Raw genomic sequence first — 17,089 nt, forward strand, 5'->3', positions numbered from 1 at the left:
GCCCCATGCGTCATGGTTCGCTCTTCATGCTCGGATCCTGCCTGCTCCTCACCTTCGTATGCGGGCTCGTCGGCTGCTCCGATGACGACGACCCCGCCACGCCGAATCCCAAGCCCCGGGCCGTGATCACCAGCCCCGAGAGCGGCGCCGACTACAGCGCCGCCCAGTTCGTGCCCCTCCGTGGCTACGGCGAGAACAGCGGCGGCAACCGGATCTACCCCGAGTACCTGGCCTGGTACCTGGACGAGGTCCACGAGGACAGCCTCCAGGGTCGGGGCGAGATCGTCGACGTGCGCCTGCCCCTGGGCACGCACACCCTCTACCTCAAGGCCAGCGAGACCGCAGAGATCTTCGCCATCGACAGCGTCAGTGTCGAGATCCTGACCCCGGACAACTACCCGCCCGTGGCCACCATCCTCGAGCCGCTCACCGGCGAGACGTTCCTGCCCGCGCACGTGCCCACGCTTCTGCGCGGCCGGGGCACCGACATCGAGGACGGCAACGTGCCGCCGTCGAGCCTGGGCTGGGTCAGCAGCCTCGACGGCGACCTGGGCACCGGCACCGAACTCGCCGTGGGCCTCTCCCCCGGCGAGCACCAGCTGATCCTGACCGCCATCGACCAGGCCGGCACCTCGGCCAGCGACACCGTCACCGTGGTCTGCAACCACAAGCCGAGCCTGCCCTTCGCCAGCGGCGAATACCGGCTCAGCAGCTACGAGTTCAACGTGATCGGCGAGTGCCAGCGCATGCTCTGGGTGACCGGCCTCGGCACCATCACCATCGATGCCGGAACCGCCACCTTGGCCATCACCGACCTCGGCGGCGGACTGTCCTGCGACTGGGCCGATATCTGCGACCTCACCGGCACCGTGGTGGAGGGCAACATCAGCCTCGAGGTGGACGACACGCTCGACAACAACACCGCGGTCCGTATCGAGATGACGGCCTACAACAAGGACGCCGACACGGCCGAGGGCCTGCTCCGCGTCATCACCACGCCGCCCGGCGGCCAGCCCTGCGTCAACCGCGCGCGCCTGGCGCTGCTGCGAGAGAGCGACTGAGCGCGGAATGCGCTACAGCGCCGACATCGTGGTGATCGACCTGGAAGCCTCCTGCCCCGCCGAGGACGAGGGCGACAACTCGGTGGAGCGGAGCAACATCATCGAGATCGGGGCGGTGCGGCTGGACCGCCGCAGCCTCGAAGTCACCGGCTCGTTCAGCGAGCTGGTCCGCCCCCTCGACTACCCCGTGACCCCCTTCATCACGGGCCTGACCGGCATCACTCCCGAGATGGTGGCCGACCGCGACACGTTCGACGCGGTCGGCCGCCGCTTCCTCGACTGGTACGGTCCGCGCAACAAGGCCCACCTCGCCGCCTGGGGCGCCTACTACGACGTCCCCCTCCTGCGCAAGGAGTGCCTGCGCTTCGGGTTGCCGTTCCGCGAGCACTTCGTGGGCGGGGCCTTCGACCTGCGTGCGGTGGGAATGGCCTGGCTCGCCACGAATGACGAGCGGACCAGCGGCGCCACCCTCGAGACGGTCCTGCGCAAGATGGGCCTGGAGGGCCGCTTCACCAGCCACCGCGCCGCCGACGACGCCCGTGCCGCCGGCGCCGTGCTGCAGGTCCACCACCTGGGTCGCGCCCTGACGGATTGACAATTTCCCAACAGTCTTGATTGACCAGTGTCCTTCTGCGACATTACTGGCGCGCGCGCCGGCGGCCGCTCACGTCGGCGAGGGTCCAGCCCCCCTACCGGAGGAACGTCCGTGTCCGATCCCCGCCAGCTTCTCGCAGCACAGGAGACCAACTTCAAGCACTGGGAAGTCATCAAGGACGTGGTCGACCAGACCATCGACCTCATGCTCGACACGCGCCAGAGCGGCCATCCCGGCGGCAGCCGCTCCAAGGCCCACATGCTGCTCAGCCTCATGCTCAGCGGCGCCATGCGCTGGGACATCCGCAACCCCGGCAAGCGGTTCGCCGACCGCTTCGTCCTGGTGGCCGGCCACTGCGCGCCCCTGGTCTACGGCACCCTGGCGGTGTTCAACGAGGCGCTGCGCCTGGCGGCCGAGCGCACCGGCGAGAGCAAGTACCTGGTGCCCGGCGGCTCGGACCGCATGCTCACCTGGGAGGACCTGCTCACGCTGCGCCACCACGACGGCCTGCCCGGGCACGTGGAGATGGCGGGTAAGAACCTCTTTTGCAAGTGGAACACCGGCCCCAGCGGCCACGGCGCCCCCGCGGCGGTGGGCCAGGCGCTGGCGTTGAAGAAGGCCGGCTGTACCGGCGTGAAGGTCTTCGCCCTGGAGGGCGAAGGCGGGCATACCGCTGGCTGCTGGCACGAGGCCAAGAACAGCGCCTACGGCCTGGGCCTGGACAACCTCCAGGTCATCCTCGACTGGAACGATTTCGGCATCGACCCGCGTCCGTTCTCCAGCGTGGTCCACGGCGACCCGCGCCAGTGGTTCGAGCCCTACGGCTTCCACGTCCATCAGGCCGAGGACGGCAGCGACTGGACCCAGGTCACCCGCGCGCTCTTCGACCTCACGGCCGGCGAGAACCCCGCCGGCCGCCCCGGCATGATGTTCGGCCGCACGCGCAAGGGCCGCGGCTACTACACCTTCGACCAGGACAGCCACGGCGCCGCCCACAAGTACCACAGCGAGAAGTTCTGGGCCGGCCGCCGCGATTTCGCCGCGAAGTACGGCGTCACCTGGGAAGGCGAGGGCGAGGAGGCTCCCGTCACCACCGAGGACAAGCTCGCGCGGCTGTCCAGCCACCTGAACACGGCCCTCGACGTCCTGCGCCAGCGCGAGGACACCATGGCCTACCTGGCCGACCGGCTGGTCGAACTGGGCGACTCGGTTCCCGCCAGCATCGACACCTTCCTGCTGCCCGAGGCCAAGAACCCCCTCGAGGACCCCGACCTCTTCGACCCCGCCCGCTATCCCGCCGACCTCTGGGCCCAGCCCGGCCAGAAGCAGCCCAACCGCGCCGGCTTCGCGCGCTGGGGCAGCTGGGTCAACAGCGTCTGCCTCGAGCGCTACGGCCGCCCGCTCTTCCTGGTGACCTCGGCCGACCTGGCCGGCTCCACCAACATCGCGGGCTTCGGCAAGGACTACTCCGCCGAGCTCCAGAACGCCGGCTGGTACGACCGCGACGAGAATCCCGCGGGCGTGGTCCTGCCCCAGCCCATCACCGAGTTCGCCAACGCCGGCATCATGGCGGGCTGCGCGTCGGTGAACCTGAGCCGCGAGCCCGAGAACGAGTTCAACGGCTGGTACACGGCCTGCTCGACCTACGGCTCGTTCAGCTACCTGAAGTACGGGATGATGCGGCTCTACAGCCAGCTCGCCCAGGATTGCGAATTGCAGCTCGGCAAGTGCATCTGGGTGGCCGGCCACAGCGGCCCCGAGACCGCCGAGGACAGCCGCACCCATTTCGGCATCTTCTCCCCCGGCGTGACCCAGCTCTTCCCCGAGGGCGCCGTGCTGAACCTGGTACCCTACGAGTACAACGAGGTCGGCCCCATGCTCGCCGCCGCGCTGCGCCTGCCGCAGCCGGTGATCGTGCTGCACCTCACGCGGCCCGGCGTGGAGATCCTCGACCGCGAGCAGCTCGGCCTGGGCTCACACCTGCTCGCCGCCCGCGGCGCCTACATCCTGCGCGACTACCGCCCCCAGGAGCCCCAGCACGGCTGCATCCTCGTCCAGGGCACCATGAGCACCGCCAACCTGCTGAAGGCGCTGCCCGCGGTGGACGCGGCCGGCGTGAACCTGAAGATCGTGGCCGTGCCGAGCCGCGACCTCTTCCGCCTCCAGGACCAGGAGTACCAGGACACGGTGCTCACCAAGGGCGACCGCCTCAACAGCACCTACGTCACCAACATGGCGCGCATCTGCCTGCGCGAGTGGTCGCTCAATCCGCTGGCCGACGACTGGGCGCTCTCGAGCGACCAGGACAACCGCTGGCGCGGCGGCGGCTCGGTGGACGAGGTGCTCGAGGAGGCGGGACTGGATCCGGAGAGCATCGCCCGGGGGCTCATCGAGTTCGGCGAGGCCTACGAGCAGCGCATGAAGGTGCTGGGGCATCTGGTGGCCCACGCGAAGGGCGAGAGCCACTGATCAGACGGGACGGTCGCAGCGGCGGCCACAGCGGCAGCCGGGAGACCACGGGAGGGGCTGCACGACCAGGCGATCCGGTTGTGAATGAACCGATTGGGCCTCGGCGGCGGCATGCACGTAGCCGCCGATCACGGCGACCGAGCGGTCGCGTGCGAGCTGGCGCAAGATGGTGGGTGTCGGACCATCGGGAGCCTCGGCCGTGACCCGCGGATCCACGGAGAAGCCCGTGGCGAACATCTCGGGCAGGACCACCAGTTGCCGATATTCGTTCCACCGACAGGGGACCCGGTCCTACTTCTCCCCCGCCAGCGTCTCCGCGATATTGAAGATATGATCCTTCGTCCGCCGATACCCGTTCAGCATGTCGGTATAGATCAGGGCCGCCCGCGGCGGAACGCCCTCGTCGCCCAGCTGCGCCAGATACCGTTTCCGGGATTCCTTGGCATGGACGGTGATGGCGTCGCCCTGGAGCTTGGCCTTGCTGAGGACCTCGGGACGTCGCTCCGCGACGGCCTGGGAGACCATGGTCAGGTACTCGTCGACCAGGTCATGCAGCTTCAGGAGATCGGCCTGGCCACGGTCGCCGAACCGGAAGCCCTTCTTGTTCCGCTTCAGATTGAGCTTGAGGATCTTGGCGTAGTAGTCGCTCACCGACTCGTACTCGTCGGCCATGCGGAGTTGTTCCCTGCTGGCCTCCACGATGTCGGAGGGGATGTTCCCCGATAGCACGTGGGTGAGGAACTCGGTGACCTCGTCCTGCATGATGTCCAGGACCTCTTCGCGGTGGAGGATCCGCCGGGTGACCTTCTCGTCGATTCGATCGTTTTCCAGGGCCGTCCGGAGCATGGTGCTCATCTTGGCGATGTGGCTGCCCATGCGCAGGATCTCGTCCTCGGACTGGGCGATGCCCATGGCCGGCGAATCGAGCAGGCGGACATCGAGGAATGTGAGGTGCGGGGTCTCCCGGTGGTCCTTGTCCGGGACCAGACGCGTCACGAGCCTGGCGAAGGGACCGAGCAAAGGCAGGAAGACGAGAGTGTTGACGATGTTGAAGCAGGAGTGGGCCAGCGCGATCTTGGTCACGATGTCGGGCGTCAGCGAGAACAGCATCCCGAACCTGCTCAGGATCATCTCGATGAACGACGTGTACCAGAGGAAGATGGGGACGAGCCAGAGCGTGCCGACGACGTTGAAGATGATGTGGCCATAGGCCGCGCGCCTGGCGTTGACCGAGGCCCCGAGCGACGCCAGGAACGCCGTGACGGTGGTCCCCACGTTCAGCCCCAGGATCAAGGCCGCGGCGGTGGGGAAGGCGATGATTCCCGACTGCGCCAGCGCGATGGTGACGCCGAGCGTCGCCGAGGACGACTGGACCAGCATGGTGGCCAGACAGCCGACGACCGCGCACTTGAGAATGCCCAACATGGTGTCCCCGGACATGGTGGCGAAGAGCTGCAGGAGCAGATCGTTGACCACCGGATGCTTGAATCCGGAGGACATGGTCTCCAGCCCGAAGAAGATCATCCCCACACCGCAGATCGCCATGGCCGTGTAGCGCACCCGTTCGCTCTTGACGAACAGGTAGACCAGCGCCGCCAGGCCGAGGATTGGCAGTCCGTACTTGCCGATCCTCAGGGCCAGGATCCAGCCCGTGATCGTGGTGCCGACGTTGGCGCCGATGATCACGCCCAGCGCCTGCATCAGCGTCATGAAGCCGCCGTTGACGAAGCCGACCACCATGACCGTGGTGACGGAGCTGGACTGGACGACGCTGGTGACCACGGTGCCGATGGCGCACGCGGCGATCCGGTTGCTGGTCACCGCACCGATGAGGCTGCGCAACCGGCTGCCCGCCACGGCCTGCATGCCGTCGGACATGAATTTCATGCCCAGCAGGAAGATGCCGAGGCCACCGACCACCTTGAAGGCCAGGGCGTGGAGCACGATGCCGGCGATACCGTCGTTCATGAAAAGAACCCGTATGTCGTCGTAAATGGTGGGGAGACGGCCGCCTGCGGCCGGGCCTGCACATCGAGCCCATTAATGGTCCTGAGCCGGCGAGAGCCAAGAGAATTCTGGCACCGGCGATGGATATCCTGGAATGCAACCAGGCACGTCGCGATCAGTGGAACAACGCCTTGACGGCGGTCCAGCTGCGCCTTTCCACCGAGGTGGCGATGTTCAGCAAGAGCACGTAGTCGTACTCGTATGTCAGGCCCTGCCAGAAGGTCTGCGGACCGACCCACAACCATACCGTGGCGCCGGGAGGACCCGAGATGCTCATCGTGGCCTCATTGTAGGGACCGAATGCGACGAGTTGCAGGACCCCGACGGAACCGCAATCCTGCGGCCCCAGCTCGAACATGTACGAGCCTTCCTCGGCATCCCCGGTGACCTCGAGAACGCCCCCGGCGGGGACGGTGATCGTGAACCAGTCGGTGTCCCGGAACGAGGCGCCCACGGGATCCAGGTAGTACCCGGCCTTGCCGCAGAACGCGGGGCCGGTGATGGGCTGGAAGGGATTGCCGGACTCGGGGCTGTTGCAGCCGCCGTTCCAGCTGTCGATGTAGCCGTCCACGAGCGGCGGCTCGTTCTCGAGCTCGGCCCCCGCGGGACAGTCCACGTGGGGATTCGAGAACGCGGTCACCCAGCCGGTATAATTCCCGAATGCTCCGCCGTAGCCGTCGATGACCAGGTAGTAGCGGATGCCGCCGATGATCGGAACGTCGGCGAGCAGCGAGGTGTAGTCGTCGTGGAAGTCGTCGTTGCAGGCGATCAGGTTCAGGTCCTGGTCATAGAGGTAGATCTTGGTGTCGTAATCCGAACCGTACATGTCGACCAGGAGGTCGCAGTCCAGCGGGGCGAGGAACGTGTAGACGACATCCGGCGAGGTGGACCCGGCATAGGGGCAGACCTCGTCGTAGTCGTTCACGTACCCCGCGGTGGTGCCCTCGATGATCACATCACAAATCAGGATTTCGACCGCATCCAGGATGGTGTCGCCGCCCTGGCGCAGGACCGCGGAATCTGGCGGCGGCGGGGTCGTCTTCCGCTCGGGCTTCGCCGGCGCCCGTGGACCGAGGTCGATGGCGGCAGCGGATATCGCCAGCATGAGTAGCGCCAGGATCAGGATCCAGGAACGCATGGCACGCATCCTCCAGTTCAATGGAACAGCGCCTTCACACCGGTCCAGCTAAGGCTCCGCACCGCCGTGGGTCCCTCGATGTTCAGTTCCAGTACGTAGTCGTACTCGCCATCGCCGTCGAAGACCGTGGGGCCGGCCCAGAACCAGATCACGGCGCCGGCCGTCCCGGTGATGGACAGCTCGCCGATCGTGCCAGGGCTGATCTCGGCGCTCTGGATCACGCCGACCTGACCGCAGTCCCGGGGCCCGAGCTCGAACAGGTAGGTGGCGCATTCGGCCTCACCGGCCACCTCGAGCACGCCGCCCTCGGGGATCGTGATCTCGAACCAGTCGGTGTCCCGGCTCTGGCCACCATCGCCGTTGATGTACCAGCCGCTCACGCCGCAGAAAACGGGCTCGGTGATGGGCTGGAAGGGGTTGCCGAATTCGGGGCTGTTGCAGCCGCCGTTCCACGCATCGAGGTAGCCGTCGACCAGCGGGGGCTCGCCCTCGGCGACGCCCCCCGGAGGACATTCGATCACGATGACGCCGGGCCAGTTGGTGATCACGAGCTGGTAATCTCCCGCCTCGCCGCCGTAACCGTCGATGATGACGTAATAGGACATGCCGGCGACCACGGGGACCTGCTCGATCTTCGAGGTGTAGTCCGGATAGAAGTCATCGTTGCAATCGATCAGGTTCAGGTCGACGTCGTAGAGGTAGACCTTGGTGTCGTAGGCCGAGCCGTACAGATCGATGTCGACGGACGTGTCGTACGCGGGGACGAAGGTGTAGACCACGTCCGGCGAGGTGGAACCGCTGTAGGGGCAGACCTCGTCGTAGTCGTTGTTGTAGCCCACGGTGGTGCCGGACAGGTCGGGCTGGTTGATCTCCACGAGCACCGCATCGAGGATTGTGTCGCCGCCCTGGCGCAGGACCGCGGGGACGGGCGGCGGCGGGGTCGTCGTCCGCGCCGGCTTCGCCGGCTTCCGATCGCCGAGATCGAAGGCCGTCGCCGTGCCGATCATGATCAGCAGGAAGACGAGCAGACTGAGATATCTCATGGCCACGACCTCCGGTCAGCGGAACAGCGCCTTCACGCTGCTCCAGTTCAGGTCCACGGTGGCGGTGGGCAGGAGGTTGGTGACCAGCACGTAGTCGTACTCCAGTACCCAAAGGCCACCGGGGGGCGTGTAGGTCTGCGGACCGACCCAGAGCCATACCGTGGACTCGTCGGGGCCGGTCACCGTCAGGGTACCCTCGCTGAACGGCCCCATGGCCACGGTCTGCAGCACGCCGACGTCGTCGCAATCCCGGGGGCCCAGTTCGAACATGTACGACGGCAGCAGGGCGTCGCCGACGATCTCGAGGACACCACCCTCGGGGATCTGCAGCGCGAACCAGTCGGTGTCGCGGCGCGCGCCGCCGCCATCGTCGAAGTACCAGCCGCTGACGCCGCAGAGGATCGGCACGGTGAGCGGCTGTAGCGGGGGGTTATCGGGGTCGGTGTTGCAGCCGCCGTTCCAGGTGTCGACATAGCCGTCCACGAGCGGCGGCTCGCCCTCGGCCACACCCCCCGGGGGACATTCCAGTACGGGCGGTATGCAGACGTTGCTGAGCACGTAGTTCCCGGCGTCCCCACCGTAGCCGTCGATGACGATGTAGTACTGCCGGCCGCCGAGAACGGCGATCTCCAGCCGGGAGGTGTAATCCGGGTAGTAGTCGTCGTTGCAACCGATGAGGGCCAGGTTGTCGTCATAGACGTAGATCTTGGTGTCGAAGTCGGAGCCGTGCAGATCGTAGATCAACACCAGGTCCGAGTCCGGCAGGATGGTGTAGACCACATCCGGCGAGGTGGACCCGGTGTTGGGACAGACCTCGTCGTAATCGTTGTTGTAGCCCACCGTGGTGCCGGTGACACCGTAGGCCGGCAAGGGCAACGGCACCGCGTCGAGGATGGTGTCGCCGCCCTGGCGCAGGACCGCGGGGTCGGGCGGCGGCGGGATCGCTGTCCGCGGCGGCTTGGCCGGCGCCCGGCCGCCGAGGTCGAAGGCCGCCGCCGTTCCGGCCAAGGCCAGGAGGAGGACGGCCACAGCGAGAATCTTCATCTCCGCAACCCCCTGCTCAATGGAACAGCGCCTTCACGCCGTTCCAGCTCCGGGGCTCCACCGCCACGGGCAAGCTCAGCTCCAGCAGGTAATCGTACTCGAAGACATCCTGTCCGTGCGGCGCGCTGAACGTGGTGGGTCCCACCCAGAACCACACCGTCTCGCCGGGTGCACCGGCGATGGTCATGGTGGCCGCGAAGATCCCCGGGCCGAAGGTCACCGCCTGCACCACGTTGACGCTGCCGCAGTCCTGCGGGGCGAGTTCGAACATGTACATCGCGAACCAGGCGTAGGCCGCGATCTCCAGCACGCCGGTGGCCGGCATCTCGATGGTGAACCAGTCCGTGTCGCGGCGCTCCAGGCCCTGGGCGCGATACCAGCCCGACACGCCGCAGAACACCGGCCGGGTGATGGCCTGGAACGGCGGGGTGGCGGAGTCGGTGTCGCAGCCTCCGTTCCAGAGGTCGACGTAGTCGACGGCCAGCGCCGGTTCGTCCTCGTGCTGGCCGTCCGGGGGACATTGGGGGATCCACCAGGTGAGTTCGTGGATGTTCAGCAGGTAGTCTCCGGAATCTCCGCCGTAGCCGTCGATGACCAGATAATACTGCACGCCGGCCTGGATGTTCAGCGATTCGATCTTGGAGGTGTAGTCGGCGTAGTAGTCGTCGTTGCAGGCGACGAGTGAGAGGTTCTCGTCGTAGACGTAGATCTTGGTATCGTAGTTCGAACCGAGCATGTCGATGGCGATGCGTATGGGAACGGGCTCGACGAAGGTATAAACGACGTCGGGCGAGATGGAGCCGAAGTACGGACAGACCTCGTCGTAATCGTCCCAATAGCCAATGGTCGTGCCGTTGAGGTCGCTGGTCGGGATCGCGATCTCCACGGCGTCGAAAATTGTGTCGCCGCCTTGCCGCAGCCGGAGCGGGTCCGGCGGCGGCGGCGCCGCTCGTGGTGGTTTGGCTGGCCGCGCTGCACCGAGATCGTACGCGCCGGAGAGGCCGGCAGTGGCGAGAATCAATAGAACCACCAGGACGAGGATGGTCGCACGCATGGCGGACCTCCCAGCGGTTTGAGACGGCTGGACAGGCCCTCAGGCCCTGCCCCGGATCCCGGAATGGGAGCCCGATCATTCTACCACGTTCTGGATGTCCAGGATCAAGAATCCCCCAGTTCCCGCCCCCGCGCCTTCACCCGCTGGACCTCCACGGTGATGTCCTCCTGCTCCCCGCGCCCGCCCGTGGCCGCCGCCCTGGCCGCCGGGGGCTCATCCGGCTGGCGCACCGTCGCGAGCGGCTCGCTCGCCGGCAGGTCGGCCCGCCGGCGCAGGAAGCGCAATCCGTCAGCATCGGCATCCACCAGGATGAGGTCGCCGCGGCCGATGTGCCCGGCCACCAGGTAGTGCGACAGCGGCGTGACGACCTCCGCCTCCACCAGGCGCTGCAGCGGCCGGGCGCCGAACCGCGCGTCGAAGCCGCGCTCGATGAGCCAGCCCTTGGCCGCCGGCGTCAGCTCGAGCAGGAACGGCGCGGTGCTGCGCAGCGAGCGCAGGTGGAAGCGGCCCACCAGGTTGTCGAGGATGCGCACCAGATCGCGCTCGCGCAGCGGGCGGAAGGTGATCAGCTCGTCGAAGCGGTTGAGGAACTCGAAGGGGAACTTCTTGCGCGCGGCACGCAGCGCGGCCTGCTCCACGTCGTGGTCGCGATCACCGATGGCCTGGACCGTGGCGAAGCCGATGGACTCGCGCGCCAGGTGCACGCCCATGGCCTCGCTGCCCACGTTGGAGGTGAGCACCACGATGGCGCGGCGGAAGTCGGTCTCCTCGTTGTTGCCCAGGATCACCGTGCCGTCCTCCAGGAGCCCGAGCAGCAGGTCCCAGAGCTTGGGATGGGCCTTCTCCACCTCGTCGAAGAGGATCAGCGAGAGGCAGCGGCCCTCGGCTGCCGGGAAGACGCGCGCGAGCCTGCCGCCCGGGTTGCCCAGCAGCCCGCGCTGGAGCTCGTCGGCCAGGACGTGGTGCTTGTCGATGGTCGCCTGGGCCAGCAGCGGAGTGACCTCGCCGCCCACGTAGCCCGGCGGCGACCCCAGGAGCTTGGCCAGGTTGTATTGCGCCGCGTATTCCTGGCAGTTGACCCGAGTGAACGCGCGGCGCGATCCGAAGAGGAGGTCGGCCAGCGCGCGCACGGTCTCGGTCTTGCCCACGCCGGTGGGGCCGAGGAAGAGCATGGTCAACAGCGGACGTTCGGGATCCTGGATGCCGGCGATGACCCGGCTCAGGCTGTCGGTGAGGCGGTCCACCGCGCGGTCCTGGCCGACGACCTGGCGCTTCATGTCGCCGGCGAAGCGGGCCAGTTCGCGACTGGTCTCCTGGGGACGCAGCTCTTCCATGGCCGTCTCCCTCGCTTGACAGGGGGCGCGTGGTCACGAGGACGTCGAGGGCGGTGGCGGCGACCCGGGCAGGTTGGCTGGGGCAGGAGCGGAGTCTCGGCCGGGCGGACTGGCGACCCGACGACCTATGACCTCAATGTAGTCCGGTCGACGCCTGTCGCCACGGCTCAGCGGGTGAAGAGCCAGTCGCCGGCGGCCGGCGGCTCGGTGGCCGCCTCCCAGCCCTCGGCGGCGAAGGCCCCCAGCCCGGCGGGGTCCTGCACGCCCTCGGTCAGGACGTAGCGCGCCATGAGGCCGCGGGCCTGCTTGGCGTGGACGGTGACCACCTTGAGCGAGCCGTCGTCGCGGCGCTGCTTGAACACCGGCGAGATCACCGGGCCGCGGAGGCGCTTCCGGTCGAGGGCCTTGAGGTACTCGCCGCTGGCGAGGTCGAGGATCGGTTCGCCGTCGGCGAGGTCCCGGTTCAGGGCGTCGGCGAGGCGGGCCTTCCAGAACGCGGTGAGGTTGGCGGCGCCGGTCGGGCGGAACCGGCAGCCCATCTCCAGGCGGTAGGCCTCGATGGCGTCGAGCGGGCGGAGCAGGCCGTAGAGGCCGCTGAGGATCCGCAGCCGGTCCTGGGCGTCGAGGCAGGCCGACCGTGACAGCGAGCGCGCGTCGAGGTGCTTGAAGACCAGGCCGGTGAACGCGAAGAGCGCCGGCCGCCGCGGACGTCCGCGGCGGCCCCAGAGCGCCAGGTCGGCACGGGTGACCGCGGCCAGGGCGTCGCTGAGGTCCATGACCCGGCTCAGGTCGGCCAGGTCGAGATCCTGAAGGTCGTCCATCAGCGCCCGGGCCTCGCGCTGGAAGCGCGGACGCGAGGTCTTCAGCCCGTTCGACGCCGGCTTCTCCAGGTCCATGGTCTTGGTGGTGTTCAGGAGGATCTTCAAGGTGAGGGCTCCCGCCGGCTTCGCATCCCGTGACCGATCCCGACCACCATATCCTCGGGCCCCGCCACCGGCAAGACCGGCACTTGGGCCCGCACCCGATCGATGCTACCTTCTGCGCTCACCCAGGAGGTGCCCCGTGTCCCGTCCCGCCATCCTGCTCGTGTCCGCGCTCCTGCTCCTGCCCGCCCTCGGTGCCGCCGGGGATCCCGGCACCCTGGTCTTCGTGGAGACCGTGCCCACGGAAACCGGCCTTGACCTGCCCGACGTCCCCGACGCCGCCGGCATGTGGCTCGAGCTGGTGGAGAGCGCCGAGCGCACGCTGGACATCTTCACCTTCTACTTCTCGCCCAATCCCGACGCCATGGGCCCGCTGCAGCCGGTGCTGGCGGCGGTGGAGGCGCGCGGCCGCGCCGGCGTCCGCGTGCGCGCCCTCAGCGACCGGAAATTCTACCAGACCTACCCCGAGACCCACGACCGCTTCGCCGCCGCCCCGGGAGTCGAGGCCCGCCTGCTCGACGCCGGCACGGCCTGGGGCGGGGTCCTGCACGCCAAGGGCATGATCGTCGACGGACGGACCTTCTTCCTGGGCAGCCAGAACTGGGATTGGCGCGCCCTCGAACACATCCACGAGCTGGGCGTGGAGGTCACCGACGAGGACCTGGCCGGCGATCTCGCCCGCATCTTCGCCATCGATTGGGCCCTGGCCGGCGGCGAGGATCCGCCTCCGGTGCGCGAGGACGTCTCGAGCGGACCCGAGTGGTGTCCGGTCCGCACGCTCGCCATCCCCGGCGGCCAGACCTGCGAGGCCGTCCTCGCCGCGAGCCCGCCCCAGGCCCTGCCCCCGGGCGTCCCCTGGGACCTGCCGCTGCTCGTGGACATGATCGACAGCGCCCACGAGCGCGTCCGCCTGCAGATGCTCAGCTACAACCCCGGCGACCGCGACGGCGGCTGGTGGCCCGACCTGGACAACGCGCTGCGCCGCGCCGCGGCCCGCGGCTGCGAGGTCCAGATCATCCTCAGCAACTGGGCCAAACGCCATTACATGCTGCCGCACATCCAGAGCCTCGCCGTACTGCCCCGGATCGAGGTCCGCTTCACCAACATCCCCGAGTGGACCGGCGGCCACGTGCCGTTCGCCCGCGTGGAACACGCCAAGTACGTGACCTGCGACGGCCGCGCGCTCTGGCTGGGCACCAGCAACGGCGCCCGCGACTACTTCCACCAGTCGCGCAACGTCAGCCTCTTCCTCCGCGGAGCCGGCTGCTGCGACGTGCCCGACACCTTCTTCACGAAGAGCTGGACCAGTTCCTACGCCGAGACCGTGGACCCGTGCGGCGAGTACGAGCCGCCACGGCGCCAGTAACCCAGGAGCCGACATGATCCCCTTCCACGCCGTTCCCGACCGCCTCGAGAAGCACCGCACCGCGCTGGTGGTCATCGACATCCAGGAGCGCTTCCGCGACCTCCTTTTCGCCCAGGACTCGCTGCTCAAGCACAGCGGCCGCCTGATCCGCGCCTTCCGCGAGCTGGAGCTGCCGGTGATCCTGACCGAGCACTACTCGCGCGGCCTGGGCGTGACCATGCCCGAGCTGCGCGACCTCATGACCGGCATCACGCCGCTGGAGAAGATCACCTTCTCCTGCGACGGCGATCAAGGGTTCCGCAAGGCCATCGACGCGCTGAACCGCGATCAGATCATCCTCTGCGGCATCGAGGCCCACGTCTGCGTCTACCAGACCGCCCGCGACCTCATGGACCGCGGCAAGCAGGTGACCGTGGCCGCCGACGCGGTGACCTCGCGCCACGCCGCCGCGCGCGAGGTCGGCCTCGACCACATGCGCCACATCGGCGCCCAGATCATGAACGTGGAGATGATCCTCTTCGAGATCCTGCGCGAGGCGCACACCGCGGACTTCAAGACCATCGCCCCGCTTTTAAAGGACGCCTGAGGCGCCCCTCCGCGAATCGACCGGCGGCTCCCTTGGGCCGCCGGTCGCCACGATCAGGGACCCCTGCTTGCGGTGTGTCCGCACAGTTGGCTTATGATCACCCTTTTTTTGATAAAAATTTTCAGGTACAATGGCCGGGCCAATTCGCACACCCCCTCCGGGAGGCCGCCATGAAACGCCTTGTGACTGTCCTTGTCCTACTTGCCACAACACTCTCCCTACCCGCCCTCGCCACAATCGACCAGCTCACGGGCGAGCCCATTCCCGCCGGCGACCGGGCCGTGGCCCCCGCCACCCCCCTGGCCGACGGTCAGCGCGACGGCGACCTCGAACTCCTCTGCCACCTGGCCGACGGCACCACCAAGGCCGTACGCGCCCTGGGCGAGAACCTGGCCCTACGGCAGAACGGCGCCTGGCTCGAGGCGTTCGACCTCAGCGGCATGGAGCCCCAGCTCGTCAGCCAGTACCTGATGCCGGCCCAGCCGTCGGACATGCAGGTCGACGGCACCATCGTCTACCTGCCGCTGCGCAAGGGCGCCGGCCTCTTCATCCTCGACTACGCCGACCCCGCCGCGCCCCAGCTCCTCGGCTCGCTCTCCGGCTACGACATGCTGTCGGTTGCCGTGGCCGACGGCATCGCCTTCTGCGGCCTCGGCTCCAACGGCTTCATCACCATCGACGTCAGCGATCTCGCGAACCCCGTATCCATGGGCGTCCTCGACACCCCGGGCTCGGCCAACGGCACCGCCATCCAGGGCGACCTGCTCGCCGTGGCCCTCGGCAACGACGGCCTGGGTCTCTACGACGTCTCCGATCTTTTGAATCCGACCAACCTGGTGGTCTGGCCCACCGACGGCTTCTGCACCTACGTCCGCCTCGCCGGCGACCTCGCCTACTTCAGCGGCAACTTCGGCCTGGAGATCCTCGACATCTCGCTGCCCAGCGTGCCCGCGCCCGTGGGCGGCTACGACCCCGGCGAAACCTGCTACGAGCTCGTGCTCACCGGCGACGACTGCTACCTCGCCGGCCTGCACGGCCTCTCGCGCGTCGACGTCAGCAATCCCGCCGCGCCGGTGGTGCTCGCCGAGGCCTACTACTCCAGCGGCCTGAGCTGCGCGGTGGCGGGCGACAAGGCGCTGCTCGGCGCCCGCTTCAGCGGCCTGCACGTGCTCACCGCCAGCATGCTCGAACCGCTGGCCAGCGTGCCCAACGGCGGCTTCTCCACCAAGCTGCACTTCGACGGCGATTTCCTCTACGTGGCCGACCTCGCCGGCGGCGTCCGCATCTACGACCTCGCCGACCCCACCGCCCCGGTGCTCACCAGCTACGTGCCCACCGACCCCAACTGCCAGGACCTCGCCGTGGCCGACGGTCTGCTCCTGCCGGTCAACAGCAACAACACCGGCGCCGGCCTGTTGACCGTGGACGTCAGCGACCCCGCGGCCCCCGCGCTGCTCGCCGAGTTCAACACCGCCAACGGCACCATGGGCATCGACCTGACCCCGGGCCGCGCCGTCCTGGCCAACGGCTTCGGCGGCCTGCTCTACGTCGACATCACCGACCCGGCCAACCCCGCCAACCTGGGCGAGACCTTCTTCGGCGCCATGACCTTCGACGTCATGACCGTCGGCGACATCGCCTTCGTGGCCAGCTTCGGCGGCGGCATGCTCTCGGTGGACATCGCCGACCCGGCCAACATGGTCACCCTCGACCAGGAGATCGGCTGGGGCTTCCTCAACGCCCTGGACATCACCGACCAGATCGCCTGGGTGGCCGACGGCCAGGCCGGCCTGCGCGTGGTCGACATCTCCGACCCCGCCGACCTGGTGACCCTGGCCACGCTGGCCACCGCCAGCCAGGCTCGCGACGTGGTCCGCTCGCGCGTGGGCAGCCCCTACGTCTACGTGGCGGACGACTTCTACGGTCTGCGCCAGATGGACATCACCGATCCCGCGGCCCCGGTCCTGCTGGGCAGCTACCCCTCGGCCGACCGCGGCATGGGCGTGGACGCCGCCGACGGTCTGGTGGTGCTGGCCGCCGGCGAGACCGGCGTCTACATCTACCGCAACCCCGCGGTGGTGGTGGTCGAGGGCGGCGACGAGGTCGAACCTGCCGAGCTGCCGGGCCGCCCGCTGCTGACCGCGGCGCCCAACCCGTTCAACCCGCGCCTCGAGGTGGCCTACATGCTGCCCCGGGCCGGCCAGGTCCGCCTGGAGATCTTCGACGCACGCGGCCGCCTGGTCCGCACGCTGTTGAACGCCTCGGCCCCGGCCGGCGCCGGCTCGCTGGTCTGGAACGGCGGCGACACCGCCGGCCGTCCCGTGGCCAGCGGCGTCTACCACCTGCGCCTGGTCACCGAGGAAGCGGTGACCACCCGCAGCGTCACGCTGGTGCGCTAGGTCCTCCGACCTCACGCAAGGAGGGCCCGGATCCCACGATCCGGGCCCTCTGCTCGTGAACTGCTCCCGC

Annotated in this window: 14 protein-coding genes; 6 read left to right on the plus strand and 8 right to left on the minus strand. The window is 68.4% G+C overall.

Features of this window, described 5'->3' with window-relative positions:
• Nucleotides 1-5: 5 nt before the first annotated feature.
• The 3 genes from IFSED24_RS09040 to IFSED24_RS09050 all read left to right on the plus strand — a co-directional run bounded on the left by IFSED24_RS09040 (nucleotide 6) and on the right by IFSED24_RS09050 (nucleotide 4,125).
• Nucleotides 6-1,061 carry a hypothetical protein gene (locus IFSED24_RS09040; protein WP_491334894.1) on the plus strand — a complete coding sequence of 352 codons (1,056 nt, stop codon included), beginning with the start codon at nucleotides 6-8 and terminating at the stop codon, nucleotides 1,059-1,061.
• A 7-nt stretch (nucleotides 1,062-1,068) separates the two neighbouring features.
• Nucleotides 1,069-1,656, plus strand: a complete 588-nt coding sequence (locus tag IFSED24_RS09045; protein WP_491334895.1) for a 3'-5' exonuclease — start codon at nucleotides 1,069-1,071, stop codon at nucleotides 1,654-1,656.
• Nucleotides 1,657-1,767: 111 nt separating this feature from the next.
• Nucleotides 1,768-4,125, plus strand: a complete 2,358-nt coding sequence (locus tag IFSED24_RS09050) for a thiamine pyrophosphate-binding protein (protein WP_491334896.1) — start codon at nucleotides 1,768-1,770, stop codon at nucleotides 4,123-4,125.
• Here the strand turns inward: IFSED24_RS09050 and IFSED24_RS09055 are convergent, their stop codons facing one another.
• From IFSED24_RS09055 to IFSED24_RS09090, 8 genes are all read right to left on the minus strand, one after another.
• The gene (locus IFSED24_RS09055; RefSeq protein ID WP_491334897.1) at nucleotides 4,126-4,377 is read right to left on the minus strand and encodes a nitrilase-related carbon-nitrogen hydrolase; all 252 of its coding nucleotides are present in this window, start codon (nucleotides 4,375-4,377) and stop codon (nucleotides 4,126-4,128) included.
• Nucleotides 4,378-4,416: 39 nt separating this feature from the next.
• Complete coding sequence (locus tag IFSED24_RS09060; RefSeq protein WP_491334898.1) at nucleotides 4,417-6,093, minus strand: Na/Pi cotransporter family protein; 1,677 nt, start codon at nucleotides 6,091-6,093, stop codon at nucleotides 4,417-4,419.
• 154 nt (nucleotides 6,094-6,247) lie between these two features.
• Nucleotides 6,248-7,270: a hypothetical protein gene (locus tag IFSED24_RS09065; protein ID WP_491334899.1), complete on the minus strand. Its 1,023-nt coding sequence runs from the start codon at nucleotides 7,268-7,270 to the stop codon at nucleotides 6,248-6,250.
• A gap of 17 nt (nucleotides 7,271-7,287) precedes the next feature.
• A complete protein-coding gene (locus tag IFSED24_RS09070) occupies nucleotides 7,288-8,313 on the minus strand; it encodes a hypothetical protein (protein WP_491334900.1) in 1,026 nt (341 codons plus the stop codon).
• A 15-nt stretch (nucleotides 8,314-8,328) separates the two neighbouring features.
• The gene (locus tag IFSED24_RS09075; protein WP_491334901.1) at nucleotides 8,329-9,357 is read right to left on the minus strand and encodes a hypothetical protein; all 1,029 of its coding nucleotides are present in this window, start codon (nucleotides 9,355-9,357) and stop codon (nucleotides 8,329-8,331) included.
• Between the two features lie 16 nt (nucleotides 9,358-9,373).
• Nucleotides 9,374-10,411, minus strand: a complete 1,038-nt coding sequence (locus tag IFSED24_RS09080; RefSeq protein ID WP_491334902.1) for a hypothetical protein — start codon at nucleotides 10,409-10,411, stop codon at nucleotides 9,374-9,376.
• Nucleotides 10,412-10,515: 104 nt separating this feature from the next.
• Nucleotides 10,516-11,745, minus strand: coding sequence for an AAA family ATPase (locus tag IFSED24_RS09085; RefSeq protein WP_491334903.1), 1,230 nt, complete (start codon nucleotides 11,743-11,745; stop codon nucleotides 10,516-10,518).
• Nucleotides 11,746-11,912: 167 nt separating this feature from the next.
• Nucleotides 11,913-12,671, minus strand: a complete 759-nt coding sequence (locus IFSED24_RS09090; protein WP_491334904.1) for a YaaA family protein — start codon at nucleotides 12,669-12,671, stop codon at nucleotides 11,913-11,915.
• A gap of 136 nt (nucleotides 12,672-12,807) precedes the next feature.
• Between IFSED24_RS09090 and IFSED24_RS09095 the strand changes: the two genes are divergently transcribed.
• The 3 genes from IFSED24_RS09095 to IFSED24_RS09105 all read left to right on the plus strand — a co-directional run bounded on the left by IFSED24_RS09095 (nucleotide 12,808) and on the right by IFSED24_RS09105 (nucleotide 17,019).
• Nucleotides 12,808-14,034, plus strand: coding sequence for a phospholipase D-like domain-containing protein (locus tag IFSED24_RS09095; RefSeq protein WP_491334905.1), 1,227 nt, complete (start codon nucleotides 12,808-12,810; stop codon nucleotides 14,032-14,034).
• A 13-nt stretch (nucleotides 14,035-14,047) separates the two neighbouring features.
• Nucleotides 14,048-14,620 (plus strand): hydrolase, encoded by a 573-nt coding sequence (locus IFSED24_RS09100; RefSeq protein WP_491334906.1) that lies wholly within the window; start codon nucleotides 14,048-14,050, stop codon nucleotides 14,618-14,620.
• A gap of 170 nt (nucleotides 14,621-14,790) precedes the next feature.
• Complete coding sequence (locus tag IFSED24_RS09105) at nucleotides 14,791-17,019, plus strand: FlgD immunoglobulin-like domain containing protein (protein WP_491334907.1); 2,229 nt, start codon at nucleotides 14,791-14,793, stop codon at nucleotides 17,017-17,019.
• Nucleotides 17,020-17,089 lie beyond the last annotated feature (70 nt).

The organism is Candidatus Latescibacter sp. IFSED24 (assembly GCF_058273205.1).

Coding starts and splice junctions, on each gene's coding strand:
- IFSED24_RS09040 (WP_491334894.1), top strand. CDS start 6: ATGCGTCATGGTTCGCTCTTCATGCTCGGATCCTGCCTGCTCCTCACC.
- IFSED24_RS09045 (WP_491334895.1), top strand. CDS start 1,069: ATGCGCTACAGCGCCGACATCGTGGTGATCGACCTGGAAGCCTCCTGC.
- IFSED24_RS09060 (WP_491334898.1), bottom strand. CDS start 6,093: ATGAACGACGGTATCGCCGGCATCGTGCTCCACGCCCTGGCCTTCAAG.
- IFSED24_RS09065 (WP_491334899.1), bottom strand. CDS start 7,270: ATGCGTTCCTGGATCCTGATCCTGGCGCTACTCATGCTGGCGATATCC.
- IFSED24_RS09070 (WP_491334900.1), bottom strand. CDS start 8,313: ATGAGATATCTCAGTCTGCTCGTCTTCCTGCTGATCATGATCGGCACG.
- IFSED24_RS09075 (WP_491334901.1), bottom strand. CDS start 9,357: ATGAAGATTCTCGCTGTGGCCGTCCTCCTCCTGGCCTTGGCCGGAACG.
- IFSED24_RS09080 (WP_491334902.1), bottom strand. CDS start 10,411: ATGCGTGCGACCATCCTCGTCCTGGTGGTTCTATTGATTCTCGCCACT.
- IFSED24_RS09085 (WP_491334903.1), bottom strand. CDS start 11,745: ATGGAAGAGCTGCGTCCCCAGGAGACCAGTCGCGAACTGGCCCGCTTC.
- IFSED24_RS09100 (WP_491334906.1), top strand. CDS start 14,048: ATGATCCCCTTCCACGCCGTTCCCGACCGCCTCGAGAAGCACCGCACC.
- IFSED24_RS09105 (WP_491334907.1), top strand. CDS start 14,791: ATGAAACGCCTTGTGACTGTCCTTGTCCTACTTGCCACAACACTCTCC.